This window comes from Streptomyces sp. NPDC051662 (assembly GCF_040681655.1).
Lineage (GTDB): Bacteria > Actinomycetota > Actinomycetes > Streptomycetales > Streptomycetaceae > Streptomyces.
This window is the reverse complement of the sequence record NZ_JBFAZD010000009.1, coordinates 114,244-127,872: the sequence shown is the minus strand read 5'-3', so window position 1 is coordinate 127,872 and position 13,629 is coordinate 114,244. Positions and strand designations below refer to the sequence as shown.

General features: G+C 69.7%; 12 protein-coding genes. 2 read left to right on the top strand and 10 right to left on the bottom strand.

Annotated elements, in window-relative coordinates:
- Positions 1–9 precede the first annotated feature (9 nt).
- Together AB0M67_RS17165 and AB0M67_RS17160 are read left to right on the top strand one after the other, a co-directional pair.
- Positions 10–843, top strand: a complete 834-nt coding sequence (locus AB0M67_RS17165) for an ABC transporter ATP-binding protein (RefSeq protein ID WP_365746198.1) — start codon at positions 10–12, stop codon at positions 841–843.
- A gap of 3 nt (positions 844–846) precedes the next feature.
- Positions 847–2,184, top strand: a complete 1,338-nt coding sequence (locus tag AB0M67_RS17160) for an ABC transporter permease (RefSeq protein ID WP_365746197.1) — start codon at positions 847–849, stop codon at positions 2,182–2,184.
- 18 nt (positions 2,185–2,202) lie between these two features.
- On the opposite strand, the gene AB0M67_RS17155 is transcribed toward AB0M67_RS17160, so the two are convergent.
- The 10 genes from AB0M67_RS17155 to AB0M67_RS17110 all read right to left on the bottom strand — a co-directional run bounded on the left by AB0M67_RS17155 (position 2,203) and on the right by AB0M67_RS17110 (position 13,519).
- A complete protein-coding gene (locus AB0M67_RS17155) occupies positions 2,203–3,366 on the bottom strand; it encodes a cysteine desulfurase family protein (RefSeq protein WP_365746196.1) in 1,164 nt (387 codons plus the stop codon).
- Between the two features lie 111 nt (positions 3,367–3,477).
- Positions 3,478–4,311, bottom strand: coding sequence for a thioesterase family protein (locus AB0M67_RS17150; RefSeq protein WP_365746195.1), 834 nt, complete (start codon positions 4,309–4,311; stop codon positions 3,478–3,480).
- 45 nt (positions 4,312–4,356) lie between these two features.
- Positions 4,357–5,025 (bottom strand): trimeric intracellular cation channel family protein, encoded by a 669-nt coding sequence (locus AB0M67_RS17145; protein WP_365746193.1) that lies wholly within the window; start codon positions 5,023–5,025, stop codon positions 4,357–4,359.
- Between the two features lie 92 nt (positions 5,026–5,117).
- Positions 5,118–6,338: a dipeptide ABC transporter ATP-binding protein gene (locus AB0M67_RS17140; RefSeq protein WP_365746192.1), complete on the bottom strand. Its 1,221-nt coding sequence runs from the start codon at positions 6,336–6,338 to the stop codon at positions 5,118–5,120.
- Positions 6,335–7,387 (bottom strand): ABC transporter ATP-binding protein, encoded by a 1,053-nt coding sequence (locus tag AB0M67_RS17135; RefSeq protein WP_365746191.1) that lies wholly within the window; start codon positions 7,385–7,387, stop codon positions 6,335–6,337. Before AB0M67_RS17135 ends, AB0M67_RS17140 begins: the two co-directional genes overlap by 4 nt.
- Entirely contained in the window at positions 7,384–8,394 is a 1,011-nt protein-coding gene (locus tag AB0M67_RS17130) for an ABC transporter permease (RefSeq protein WP_365746190.1), read from the bottom strand. The genes AB0M67_RS17135 and AB0M67_RS17130 overlap by 4 nt, the downstream gene beginning before the upstream one ends.
- Before the next feature lie 137 nt (positions 8,395–8,531).
- Positions 8,532–10,292 carry an ABC transporter substrate-binding protein gene (locus tag AB0M67_RS17125; protein ID WP_365746189.1) on the bottom strand — a complete coding sequence of 587 codons (1,761 nt, stop codon included), beginning with the start codon at positions 10,290–10,292 and terminating at the stop codon, positions 8,532–8,534.
- A gap of 42 nt (positions 10,293–10,334) precedes the next feature.
- Positions 10,335–11,333: an ABC transporter permease gene (locus AB0M67_RS17120; RefSeq protein ID WP_365746188.1), complete on the bottom strand. Its 999-nt coding sequence runs from the start codon at positions 11,331–11,333 to the stop codon at positions 10,335–10,337.
- Between the two features lie 382 nt (positions 11,334–11,715).
- A complete protein-coding gene (locus AB0M67_RS17115; RefSeq protein ID WP_365746187.1) occupies positions 11,716–12,501 on the bottom strand; it encodes an enhanced serine sensitivity protein SseB C-terminal domain-containing protein in 786 nt (261 codons plus the stop codon).
- Positions 12,502–12,778: 277 nt separating this feature from the next.
- Entirely contained in the window at positions 12,779–13,519 is a 741-nt protein-coding gene (locus AB0M67_RS17110; RefSeq protein WP_365746186.1) for an enhanced serine sensitivity protein SseB, read from the bottom strand.
- Positions 13,520–13,629: the final 110 nt, after the last annotated feature.

Sequence of the window (13,629 nt, the reverse complement as noted above, 5' to 3'; positions counted from 1 at the left end):
GGGAACGCCATGTTTCGCCGTACGAGAACGACCGAGCGCGCCAGGAGCGCCGAGGCGCTGCGCCTGGTCAAGGTCCGCAAGGTCTACGGGTCCGCCGGGAACGCCGTGACCGCGCTGGACGATGTGTCGCTGAGCCTTCCCGCCGGGAGCTTCACCGCGGTCATGGGGCCCTCCGGCTCCGGCAAGTCGACCCTGCTCCAGTGCGCGGCCGGGCTCGACCGGCCGGACAGCGGGCTGGTCATGGTGGACGGCGCGGAGATGACCGGCGGCAGCGAGGCGGCGCTGACGAAGTTCCGCCGCCGCCGGATCGGCTTCGTCTTCCAGCAGTACAACCTGCTGGACACGCTCACCGTGGCGCAGAACACCACCCTGCCGCTGAAGCTGGCCGGGCGCCATGTCGACCGGGCACGGGCCGGGGAGATCCTCGCCCAGGTCGGTCTCGGCGACCGGCTGACCCACCGTCCCGACCAGCTCTCCGGCGGTCAGCGCCAGCGCGTCGCCATCGCCCGCGCGCTGGTCACCGAGCCCGCCGTGATCTTCGCGGACGAGCCGACCGGCGCGCTGGACACCCGCAGCGCGCGGGACGTCCTGGCGCTGCTCCAGCGGACCGTACGGGTCCACGGCGGGACGGTCGTGATGGTGACGCATGACCCGGTCGCCGCCTCGTACGCCGACTCCGTGCTGTTCCTCGCGGACGGGCGGCTGGCCGGGCGGCTGACCGCGCCCACCGTGGACGCGGTGGCCGAGCGGCTCGCGCATCTGGGCGACGCGGTGGACCACGGCGCGAACCAGGCGCGGCATGGCACGAACCCGCCGCGGCACGACCTGACGGCTGGGGTGTGAGCCATGTTCTCGCTGGCCCTGCGATCCATCGCGACGCGTCCCGGGCGCTTTCTCGCCACCCTGCTGTCCGCCTTCCTGGGCGCGGGGATCATCATGGCGTTCCATTCCCTGCACGACACGGCCGGGGCCCGGGACATCGACTCCGCCAGCGCGGAGACGCTCGGGCTGGTGGCGAACGTCGTCGGCGGTTATGGCGCGCTGCTGGTCTTCTTCGCCGTCGCGTCCACGCTGACCGTGAACGTACGGCAGCGGGGTACGGAGATCGCCCTGCTCCGCAGCACCGGCGCCACCCCGGCGCAGATCACCCGGATGATCGTGGGCGAATCGGCCGCGGTCGCCCTGGCCGGGGCGGTGCTGGCCATCGGTCCGGCGATGCTCGGCGGACGGGCGCTGCTCTCGGTGTTCCAGGACACCGGCCAGGTCGCCGATGACGTCGCCTACGCCTTCGGACCCATCGCGCTCGGTTCCGGACTCGGTATCACGCTGCTGGCCGCGACGGGCGCCGCGTTCCTCGCGGTGCGCCGCGCGACCCGGGCCCTGGCGGGCGCCGCCGAGCCCCGGGGCCGGGGCAGGAACGCCGCCGGCGCCGCCGCGCTCGTCGTCGGGACGGCGGGGGTGTGCGTCACGTTCACGATCGATCCGACGGCGCCCGCGCTCATGGCCGCACCGGCCTGCGGCGCCATCCTGCTCGCCGTGGGCCTCGCGCACTTCGCCCCGGCGCTGCTGCGGGCGCTGCTGGGCGCGCTGGAGCGGCCCCTCACCGCGCTCACCGGGGCGAGCGGCTATCTGAGCGTCCACACCATGCGCCACCGTGCCACGCGGCTGTCCGGCGTGCTGATGCCGCTGACCCTCTTCACCGGTATCGCCACGGCGACGCTCACCATGCAGTCGCTGGAGAACGACGCGATCGCGGCGTCCGGTCTCACCAGATCGGTCGAGGACAAGAACCTGGAGACCGTGAATCTGGTGGTCGTCGGCATCATCGTGGTCTTCTCCTGCGTCACGCTGATCAACAGCCTGTACGCGGCGACCTCGTACCGCCGCCGCGAGTTCGGTCAGCAGCGGCTCGCGGGCGCCACCCCGGGCCAGGTGCTGGGGATGGTCGGCGTCGAAGGGCTGGCGCTGACGGTGACCGGGGTGTTCTTCGGCGCGGTGGCGGGGCTCGCGGGGAGCGTGCCGTTCAGTCTGGTGCGTACCGACGAGGTCCTGCCGGGCCAGGGGCCATGGATCTGGCTCGGTGTCACGGCGGTCGCCGCGGCGGCGACGCTGATCACGAGTGTCGGTACGGCGCACAGGACACTGCGTGGCCCGGCGGTGGCGGCGGTGGCGGCGCCGGCCTGAGACGGCACCGCCCCCGCCTCAGCTGAGGCCCGCGCTCCTGGCGCGGTCCACGGCCGGCCCGATGGCCTTCGCCACCGCCTCCACGTCCGCCGCCGTGGAGGTGTGGCCGAGGGAGAAGCGCAGGGTGCCCCTGGCCAGGTCGGGATCGCTGCCGGTGGCCAGCAGGACATGGCTGGGCTGGGCCACTCCGGCCGTACAGGCGGAGCCTGTCGAGCACTCGATGCCCTGGGCGTCCAGCAGCAGGAGCAGCGAATCGCCCTCACAGCCCGGGAAGCTGAAGTGGGCGTTGGCGGGCAGCCGGTGGTCCGGGTCGCCGCCGAGTACCACGTCGGGGACGGCCGTACGTACCGCCTCGATCAGTCCGTCCCGCAGGGCGCCGATGTCGCGCGCGAAGTCCTCGCGCCGTTCGGCGGCGAGCCTCCCCGCGACGGCGAAGGACGCGATCGCCGGGACATCGAGGGTCCCGGAGCGCACATGCCGCTCCTGGCCGCCGCCGTGCAGCACGGGTACGGGGGTGTACTGGCGGCCGAGGAGCAGCGCGCCGATTCCGTACGGGCCGCCGACCTTATGGCCGGAGACGGTCATCGCGGCGAGCCCGGAGGCTCCGAAGTCCAGCTCGGTCTGGCCGAGCGCCTGGACGGCGTCGGAGTGCAGGGGGATGTCGAACTCGGCCGCCACCTCGGCCAGTTCACGCATCGGCGTGATGGTGCCGATCTCGTTGTTGGCCCACATGACGGTGGCGAGCGCGACATCCAGCGGGTCGCGCCCGATGGCCTCGCGCAGCGCCTCGGGGCGCACCCGGCCGTAGGAGTCGACCGGCAGATACTCGACGGTCGCGCCCTCGTGCTCACCCAGCCACTCCACCGCGTCGAGGACGGCATGGTGCTCCACGGGGCTGGCGAGCACCCTGGTCCTGGCCGGGTCGGCGGCGCGCCGGGACCAGTACAGGCCCTTCACGGCGAGGTTGTCGGCCTCCGTACCGCCCGAGGTGAACACCACCTCGCTCGGCCGTGCGCCAAGGGCTTCCGCGAGCGTCTCGCGGGCCTCCTCGACGGTACGGCGGGCCCGGCGCCCGGCGGCGTGGAGCGAGGAGGCGTTGCCGGCGAGGCCGAACTGGGCGGTCATCGCCTCGATCGCCTCCGGCAGCATCGGAGTGGTCGCGGCGTGGTCGAGGTAAGCCATGGTGGTCCCGATTCTACGAGCCGGGACCCGCCGGGCACGCAGCCGGTCCGCCGGAACGTCCGGTGTACAGCCCCGTTCCGGCCGCTCTCCGCACGGGCCGCGCCGGACGGCTCATTCCCGGGGCGCGCGGGCCAGTTGGCGCGACTGGGCCACCAGCCGGTCCGCGCTGTCCCAGACCTCCGCGTCCTCCTCCAGGAAGCCACCGGCCAGGTTGCGGGTGGTGATCGCCACCCGGAGGGGGCCAGGAGCCGGACGGGCGCGGACGTGCGTGGTCAGTTCGATGGTCGGGGTCCAGCCCGTCAGCCCCAGATCGAAGGAGGTCGGCGGCAGGGCGTCGACGGTGAGGAGCAGCGAGTACGGATCGGGGTCGCGGCCGTCCGCGAACTCGAACCACGCGCGCATATCGCCCTGCCCGGAAGGCGCGCCCACCGCCCAGCCGACCGTGGCCGGGTCGATGCGTATGGCGAGGCGGTCCAGCATCGAGAAGTCGCCGGGCGGCGGCGGGCCGGCGTCCGTGCCGACGCACCGCTCCAGCGGCGGGATGACGGGCGGCTTGGCGGCCGTCCGTACGTCGTCGGGCAGCGCGTCCAGATCCCCGTAGGAGGCGATGACCCGGATCCGTTCGACCTCGCGGCCGTCCTCGGCGGTCTGGAAGAGGGAGGCCTGTCCGGTGGAGAGGGTACGGCCGGTCCGAACGGCGATGGTGCGCACCACGGCGGGACCGGGTGTCGACGGTGTGAGGTAGTGGGCCGAGACGGCGAAGGGGTCGGAGTGCGGCAGCGCGTCCCCGAGGGCGCGGCCCAGCAGCGCCAGCAGATAGCCGCCGTTGGCGACGTTCATGATCGTCCAGCCCGTGGAGAGCTGTGCGTCGTAGACGCCCGGTTCGCGAAGGGTGACGGCGGTACCGCGGTCGAACTCGCTGTCACCGATGGATGCCTGTGCCATGACAGGTAACCGTACAACAGGATTGTACTAAGCGGTAGCTTACGTTTACGAGGCCGAAGGCTCCTCGGCCGCGGCCGAGCGCCGGTTCCAGGCACGCGGCGCCCGCCAGTGGAACCGCATCGCGAGCAGGCGCAGGACGAACGCGGTCAGTACGGCGAAGGCGCTGGTCAGCCCATTGAGCGCGTCGAAGCGGATACAGAGCGCCACCATCGCGGCGCCGACGATGGCCGGGACGGCGTACAGATCGCGGTCCCAGCGCAGCAGCGAGGGCACCTCATTGGCGAGGACGTCACGGAGCACACCGCCGCCGACCGCCGTGGCCAGCCCGAGCGCCGCCGAGGCGGTGAGGCCGAGACCGTACTCGTACGCCTTGGTCGTGCCGGTCACGCAGAAGAGGCCGAGCCCCGCCGCGTCGAAGACATTGACCGCCCCCTGGATGCGTTCCACCTGGGGATGGAGGAAGAACACCAGCGCGGTGGCCACCAACGGCATGGAGAAATAGCCGAGATCCGTGAAGGCGGCGGGCGGGACGGCCCCGATGATCAGGTCACGGAGCAGCCCCCCGCCCAGCGCGGTGATCTCGGCCAGTACCGCCATACCGAAGACATCGAAGTTCTTGCGTACGGCGAGCAGGGCGCCGGATATCGCGAAGACGAAGATCCCGGCGAGGTCGAGCGCATGCTGGACGGAGGGCGTGAAGAGGTCGTGGAGCACTCGGACATTGTGCGGGATCGCCGGGACACGTCCCGAAGGACGGTCCCGGCGGACCCAGCGGTCCGGTCCCGGGCGCTCAGGAGCGCGGGCCCCTACTCCTTGGCTTCCCCGGCCGGGCCTTCCGCGTCCTTCGCGGGCGCTTCGGCAGCCACGTCACCGGTGGCCGGTGTCACATCCGGAGCCTCGGCCGGTGTCTCCGCCGCCAGCTCCACCGTCTCCCGCGCCGCCACCGACACCGTGTCCTTCGGACGCTGGTCGGGAGCGTTCTCCGGGTGGTGGCAGGCCGCCTGGTGGCCCGGCGCCAGCTGGATCAGCGGCGGCTCGGTCGTCTTGCAGATCTCCGTCGCCTTCCAGCACCGGGTGTGGAACCGGCAGCCGCTCGGCGGCGAGATCGGCGACGGCACATCGCCCTTGAGCAGGATCCGGTCGCTCTTCCCGCCGCGCCTGCTCGGGTCGGGCACCGGTACCGCCGAGAGCAGCGCCTTGGTGTACGGGTGCATCGGCGACTCGTACAGCGATGTACGGTCGGCCAGCTCGACGATCTTGCCGAGGTACATCACCGCGATCCGGTCCGAGACATGGCGGATGACCGAGAGGTCATGCGCGATGATCACGTACGTCAGACCCAGCTCGTCCTGGAGGTCGTCCAGCAGGTTGACCACCTGCGCCTGGATCGATACGTCCAGCGCCGAGACCGGCTCGTCCGCGACGACCAGCTTCGGATTGAGCGCCAGGGCCCGGGCGATACCGATGCGCTGGCGCTGGCCGCCGGAGAACTCGTGCGGATAGCGGTTGAAGTGCTCGGGGCTGAGGCCCACCAGCTCCAGCAGCCGCTGCACCTCCTTCTTCACGCCGCCCTCGGGCTCGATGCCCTGGAGCTTGAAGGGGGTGCTGACGATCCCGCCGATGGTGTGCCGCGGGTTCAGCGAACCGTACGGGTCCTGGAAGATCATCTGTACGTCGCGACGCATCGGGCGCAGCGCTCCGGCGGACAGATGCGTGATGTCCCGGCCCTCGAACTCGACCTTTCCGCCGGTCGGTTCGAGCAGCCGCGTGATCAGCCGGCCCATGGTCGACTTGCCGCAGCCCGACTCGCCGACGACGCCCAGGGTCTCGCCGGGGCGCACGTCGAAGGAGAGTCCGTCGACCGCCTGGACCGCTCCGACCTTGCGCTTCAGCACGCCCTTGGTGATCGGGAAGTGCTTGACCAGGCCGCTGACCTTGAGGATCGGCTCGGGTCCTGAACTGTCGGACCCGGACGCGGACCCGGCCCCCGACTCCTGCTCCGGAATCTTCTTCTTCAGCTCAGTCACAGCTTCGGCGCAATCTCTTCGGTCCAGATCTTTTCCCGCTCCGCGCGCGACATATGGCAGGCGGAGAAGTGCCCGTCGGTGATCTCCCTCAGGTCCGGACGCTCGGTGCGGGTGAGGTTGTCCTTGGGGACATCGGCGTACGGGCAGCGCGGATGGAAGGCACAGCCGGACGGGACGTTGATCAGACTGGGCGGGGTTCCCTTGACCGGCACCAGCCGGTCGGTCTGCTCCCGGTCGATGCGCGGCATCGAGCCGAGCAGGCCCCAGGTGTAGGGGTGCTGCGGCTGGTAGAAGACCTTCTCGGCGGAGCCGCGCTCGATACAGCGCCCCGCGTACATCACCAGCAGGTCGTCCGCGATCTCGGCGACGACGCCGAGGTCGTGGGTGATGATGACGACCGCCGAGCGGAACTCCTTCTGGAGGTCCCGGATGAGGTCGAGGATCTGCGCCTGGACGGTCACGTCCAGGGCGGTCGTCGGCTCGTCGGCGATCAGCAGCTCGGGGTTGTTCACCAGCGACATGGCGATCATCGCGCGCTGGCGCATACCGCCGGAGAACTGGTGCGGATAGTCGTGGAAGCGCCGGGCCGGCTCGGGGATCCCGACCCGGTCGAGCATCTCGATGGCCCGCTTCTTGGCGGTCTTCTTGTCGACCTTGTTGTGGACGCGATGCGCCTCCACGATCTGCGCGCCGATGCTGTAGTACGGGTGCAGCGCGGACAGCGGGTCCTGGAAGATCATCGACATCTTGTGACCGCGCAGCTCACGCACCCGCTCGGGGCCCGCGCCGATCAGCTCTTCGCCGTCCAGCCAGATCTCGCCGGAGATCCGGGCGCGCTCGGAGTTGTGCAGCCCCATGATGCCCAGGGAGGTCACGGACTTCCCGGAGCCGGACTCACCGACGATACCGAGGGTCTTGCCCGCCTGGAGGTCGAAGCTGACGCCGTCGACGGACTTCACCAGCCCGTCGTCGGTGTCGAAGTGGATACGGAGGTCCCGTACGGAGAGGAACGAGCCGCCCGCGTCCTTCGTCGTGCGCACGTCGCTCATGAGAGCCTCACCCGGGGGTCGATCGCGGCGTACACGAGGTCCACCAGCAGATTGCAGAAGACGATGAAGAAGGCGGCGACCAGCGTCACACCCATCACGATGGGCAGGTCGCTCTTGGTCACGCCCTGGATGGCGTAGGCGCCCATCCCCTGGAAGGAGAAGACCTCCTCGGTGATGACCGCGCCGCCCAGGAGCAGCGCGAAGTCCATGCCGAAGATGGTGACGAGCGGGGTCAGTGCGGCGCGCAGGCCGTGCTTGACGACCACCTGGCGCTCGCGCAGACCCTTCGCCCGCGCGGTTCTGATGTAGTCCTCGCCCATGGTCTCCAGCATCCCGGCGCGAGTGAGCCGCGCGTAGAGGGCGGAGTACAGGAAGGCGAGGGTGCACCAGGGAAGGACGAGGTTCCACGCCCATTCGCCGGGGTTCTCGGAGAAGGGCACGAACGTGACGTTCTCAAAGATCGTCCAGTGGAAGCTGAACAGGGCGAGGGAGACCAGGCCGGTGAAGAACATCGGCAGCGAGACGCCGGCCAGGGCGATGCCCATGGTCAGCCGGTCGAAGATCGAGCCCCGCTTGAGCGCGGAGAGGACACCGATGGCGACACCGGAGACGACCCAGATGACCGCCGCGCCGATGGCCAGCGAGAAGGTGACCGGGATGCGCAGGAGGATCTCGGGCCAGACCTCGACATGGGTCTTGAAGGAGTAGCCGAAGCACGGCGCGTGGCACACCGAGGGGTTGGGGCCGAGGTTGTACTCGGCGCCGACCACGATGGCCTTGATGAAGTGCCAGTACTGAAGGTAGAGCGGATCGTCCAGTCCCAGGTTCGCCTTGATGGCGGCGATGGCGGCGGGATCGGCGCCCTTACCGACGTACTGGGCGGCCAGTGAATCGGTCGTCTGGCCGCCCAGCCGGGGCACCAGGAAGAAGATCGCGAACGTGACTGCGCTGACCACCAGCAGCAGCAACACCGCGGCGAATACGCGTCGGATGATGTACGCAGCCACAGCCGTGCGGTGTCGGGTCGTACGGGCGGGGTGCGCCCGTACGACCCGACACCTTCACCTGCCTTTCGGGGGGTGCTGTTTGATGTAACAGGTGTTACTGAATGTGTTACCGAATGTGCTGTGCGGGTCCCGCGGACTTACTTGGACGAGCTCATCAGCACGTAGTCGTACATACCGAGGTACGACTCGGCGACGGTGACGTTGGTCGCCGACTCCGGGCGGTAGAGCAGGTTCTTGCGGTAGAAGAGCGGAACCGCGGAGGCGTTCTCCATGACCAGCTTGTCGACCTCGGCCCACTTGTCACCGCGGGCGGTGGCGTCGAGGGTGCCGATCCCGTCGGTCAGCGCCTTGTTGATCGTCGGGTCGTTCAGCTCCATCAGGTTCGTGCCACCGGACGGCTTGATGGCCGAGCCGTTCACGATCTGGTCGAGGAAGCCGTACCCGGTGGGCCAGTCGGCGCCCCACGCCATCATCATCAGACCGGCGTTGTTGTCGTGGACCCACTTGGGGGAGCCCGCGAAGTCCGTGAAGTACTTGTCGGCCGGGAACTGCTTGATGTCGGCGGTGATGCCGATCGCCTGCAGGCTCTGCTGGATCTGCGTCGCGGCCAGGACCTCGTCGGGACGGTCGGAACGCGCCGTCAGCGAGGTCTTGAAGCCCTTCGGCTGACCGCACTTGGTGAGCGCTTCCTTGGCCTTGGCGGCGTCGCCCTTGTTGCCCGGGGTCGGGTACAGGTCGAACTTCTTGTACCCGGCGACCGACGGCGGGATCATCGTGGAGGCGGGCTCGCCCTTGACCGCACCGCCGATGGAGTCGACCACACCGGCCTTGTTCACGGCGTACTGCACGGCCTTGCGGCAGTCGATGTTGTCGAACGGCTTCACGTTGACGTTCATCGCCAGGTACTGGAGCGCGCCCGCGTAGGGGTTGTCCGTCTTGGCCTTCTCGGCGGCCTTGACGAGCACCTTCGGCTGCGTCTTGGACTGGAGCCCGGTGCCACCGATGTCCGCGGTGATCGAGTCGCTGAGCAGGTGCTCGTCGATCGTCGAGGCGTTGACGTTGAACTTCAGCTCGATCTTGTCCGGCAGCGCCTTACGGATCGGGTCGGACGCCGGGTCCCACTCGGGGTTGCGGGAGAGCGTCGCGCCGCGGCTCTCGCTGTACGAGTCGAACTTGTACGGGCCAGAGGACACGATGTTCTGGACGTACTCGGCACCCTTGTCGGCCTTCTGCGGGACCGGGGCCGTCTGCGAGAACGCGGCCAGGTAGTCCATGTCCGCGAACGGCTTGTTCAGCTTGAAGGTGATCGTGTACTTGTCCGGCGTCTCGATGGACTTGAGACCCTCGGGGGACTTGTCCTTGTACGGTCCCTTGTACTTCTCGCCACCCTCCAGGTACGACTTGAAGTACGTCGGGCCGTTGGAGAGGGCCTCGGGCGCGAAGTTGGAGCGCTCGATGGCGTACTTGACGTCCGCGGAGGTGACCTCGGTGCCGTCCTGGAACTTGACGCCCTTGCGGAGCGTGTACGTCCAGGTCTTGGCGTCGGGGCTGCCCTTACCGAGCGAGGTCGCCAGGTCGGGAACGACCTGGAGGCCCTCCTTGCCGGCGGCCGGCTTGAACGTCACCAGGGAACGGCCGTACAGGCGGGAGAAGTTCTGCACCCAGCCGTAGTACGTGTTGCCCGGGTCCAGGGAGTCCGGGCCACTGGAGTGCTCGTACGTGACCGTTCCCCCCTTCTTGGTGCTGGCGTTGACAATGCTGCTCAGTCCGGCATCGGCCTTCGCGCTGCCGCCCCCATTGCCGTCCTTGTCCTTGCTGTCACCGCTGCCGCAGGCGGTCGCACCGAGCGCCAACGCCAGCGTGACGGCTATGGCCGATGCTGTCTTTCTGCTGTTCACCTGAGGAAAGCCCCCTCGATCGATGGTGCGGCGAGGCCGCGATTACTTGCCACGGGGGTCGAGTGCGTCACGCAGCCCGTCCCCCAGCAGATTGAAGGCCAGCACGGTGACGAAGATCGCCATGCCGGGAATGATCATGAACATCGGGTCGACCTGGTACAGATCGACCGCGGTGGACAGCATGCCGCCCCATGAGGACTGCGGCGGGGCGATACCGACGCCGAGGAAGCTCAGGGAAGCCTCGAAGAGGATGTTGGTGGGGATCAGCAGCGTCGAGTAGACCAGGATCGGCGCGATCAGGTTGGGCAGCAGCTCCCGGAAGAGGATGAACGGGCCGCGCGCGCCGAGCGACCTGGCCGCCTCCACGAACTCCCGCTCCCGCAGGCTGAGTGTCTGCGCGCGCACGATCCGGCCGATGTACGGCCAGCTGAAGAAGCCGATGACGAAGATCAGTACGGCGATGCGCAGCGAGAGTCCTTCGAGCCCGAACACACTGCCCTGGAGCGACGCGGAGATGGAGATCGCGAAGAGGAGCAGCGGGAAGGCGAGGAAGGTGTCCATCATGCGGCTGATCGCGCTGTCGACCCAGCCGCCGTAGAAGCCCGCCACGACGCCCATCACGACGCCGATGACGACGGAGAGCAGCGTGGACCCGGCCGCGACGACCAGGGAGACCCAGGAGCCCTCGATGATGCGGGCGAGGATGTCGCGGCCCGTCTGCGGCTCGACACCCAGGGGGTGATCCCAGCTGATGCCGCCGAAGCTGCCCTTGGGCGCGAGCAGCGTCGGATCGACGAGGTCCTGGTTGAAGGCGTTGGGGTCAAGACCGAAGACCGACTGGAGCGGTTTGGAGAGTACGGCGACAAGGACGAGCAGGATCACGATGACGCCGCCCGCCATGGCGACCTTGTCCCGCTTGAAACGCGTCCACGCGATCCGGCCGAGCGAACGGCCCTCGATCTGCTTGCCCCCGGCGCCTTCCAGCACCGCTTCCGGCTGCGCCTGCGCCGCCGACCCGGTGGTCTCGATAGGTGCCGTCATTACGCTGGAGACCCCTCTCGGCCGACGGTGGCCGGCCCATGACCGCCGCTGTAGCGGCTCTTTCACTTCACATGTCGCATGGTGGTCCCCCGGAATATGTGGGGGGAACTGCTTCTGTCAGCGCATCGCACACTAGGCCGAGTCCACCTGCTGCAGGGAGTCTTCAGTCCTATCGCGATCACCCGCCAGCCCTCACAGGGAATGTTTGCTCAACCGTGATGCGATCCGAGGGTTACCGTTATCCGGACGTTGTGATCTTCTCAGCGGACCATCTCGGTCACTATTCCCCCAGATCGGGCATGACGCCCAACTTCCCCCCATACAGGGGGGAACCAGTGCATGCGCGCCCGGTGACGCGGCGCCGTACCCCGCGCGGTGCCGCTCAGTACGCGCGGGTGGCCGGCGGCGGGTAGCCGTATCCCGGAGACGGCGCGGGCGCGGCATGCGCCTCGCGGTCGTAGAAGGGCCTGGTGTTGGCGCGCAGCCACATCGTGACCGGGTCGTACTCGTCGGACATCGCGACCGTCGAGACCGGCAGCCCGTCCGGGACCGCGGCGATCGACTGCCCCATCATCGTGCGTACGGAGTCGACGGAGGCCGGACCCGTGTCGTACAGGTCGAGGCCGATCGCGAGATACGGGGCGCCGAGGGCCGGCTGCACCCAGGCGCGGCGCAGGGAGCGCACGGCGGGCGTGCGGTGCGCGTTCTGGGTGAGCTGGGCGTAGAACTGCGGGAGTTCGATGGCGGGCTCGGAGAGCCTGAGCGGTCCCGCGGGCATCCGGTCGAGACCGGTGGCGATCCGGCGCAGATCGAGCCAGGGGATGCCGACACCGCCGCCGGGAGCATGCGGATTGAGCCAGATCCCCCAGCGGTCGGGGTAGAGGGCGCGGGCGATGTCGCGCCCCGAGACCACTTCATGGGCCCGCGTCCAGCCGCTGACCGCCAACTCCTGGGCGGAGGTGACACACGGGGCGTACCCGAGGCCGTCGATCTCCATGTTGCCGTACTGGGCATCGGGCGATCCGGCGCGGCCGTGCCAGAGCAGCATCCAGACACTGTCGTCGGCGAGCGCCTGGAGCAGCGCCTCGTACGCGTCGTAACGTCCCGGCGTCACCTGGCGCAGCATGTGCTCGACCTGCCCGGCCGCCGCGGTGCCTGACGCGCTCACTCTGGGTCCCGCCCCTCTTCGATCCACCACTCGTCCAGCCCCCCGAAGTCCGCGCGTCCCCGGGTGCCCGGGGCGGTCCGCCGCGGGAAGGGCGACCCGCCGGGCACACGGTGCGACGGCCCAGCCATCAAACCAGCTTAGAGGGGCTTCCTGACACAGACTTGACGACCGGCGCGCCCGCCACAGGGGCGCGGGCGTGGCCGGTCTCTTTCCCTGCCCCGCCCGTGGTTGTCGGCTCGCACCGACCGCCCGTACCGACTGCCCGTTCCGCCCTCGACTATGCGTGGGCGCGCTGATAGAACGGCCGCACCTTCTCCAGCAGCCAGTCACCGACCGGGTCCTGGGCCACGTCCAGCAGGACGAGATTGACGGGCCAGCCCACCGCGACCCGGCCCAGCGCCCGGCCGAGCGCGTCCATGGGCGCGTTACGGTCCGCGGCCTCCCAGGAGGAGAGCTGGACACCGATGAAGAGCGCGGGGTGCTCACCCTCGACGCTGGCGAGCGCGCGGCGGGCCGAGAGCACCACGCCGGAGGCCTCGAACTCGGCCCCGGCGGCGGCGAGGAACTCGACCGGATCCTCCTGCCAGTCCGGCTCGAAGAGCCGCACCCGGCCCCCGCTCGCCGGGCCGTCGAGCGGCGTGCGCCCCACCCGGCACAGCTCGGCGACGGCCGGCGGCGGCAGCGGCATCCCGACGACACCGCCCGGGTTCACCGCGATACCGAGCTGCGGGGGCAGCCCCCGGGCGAAGTCACGGGCGGGCGCGACGGTGAAGGCCATATGGGCGCCGACGCACTGGAGGAACTGCTGCTCGGAGCTGAAGACCGGGACATAGGGGAGGCCCTCTATCTCCAGTGTCGGCAGATCGAGGTCGGGGCTGTCGGGACCGCCGCCCTGGGGCAGCGGCACCCAGACCTCACTGCGTCCCAGGACCTCGACCAGCCGTCCGCCCGCCGCGTCGGCGCCGAGCGAGGCCATGAGCACCTCTTCCAGCTCGTTGCCCGGCCATGCTGTGTTCACCGTGCTCTCCTTCGCCACCCTCGTCCCCGCGGCAGCACCTTAGACCGAGAGCGGGCCCCCGCGCCGCCCCCGAACGGCTCCGTCCGTACGGCCGGTTGGCCGGACCGTGT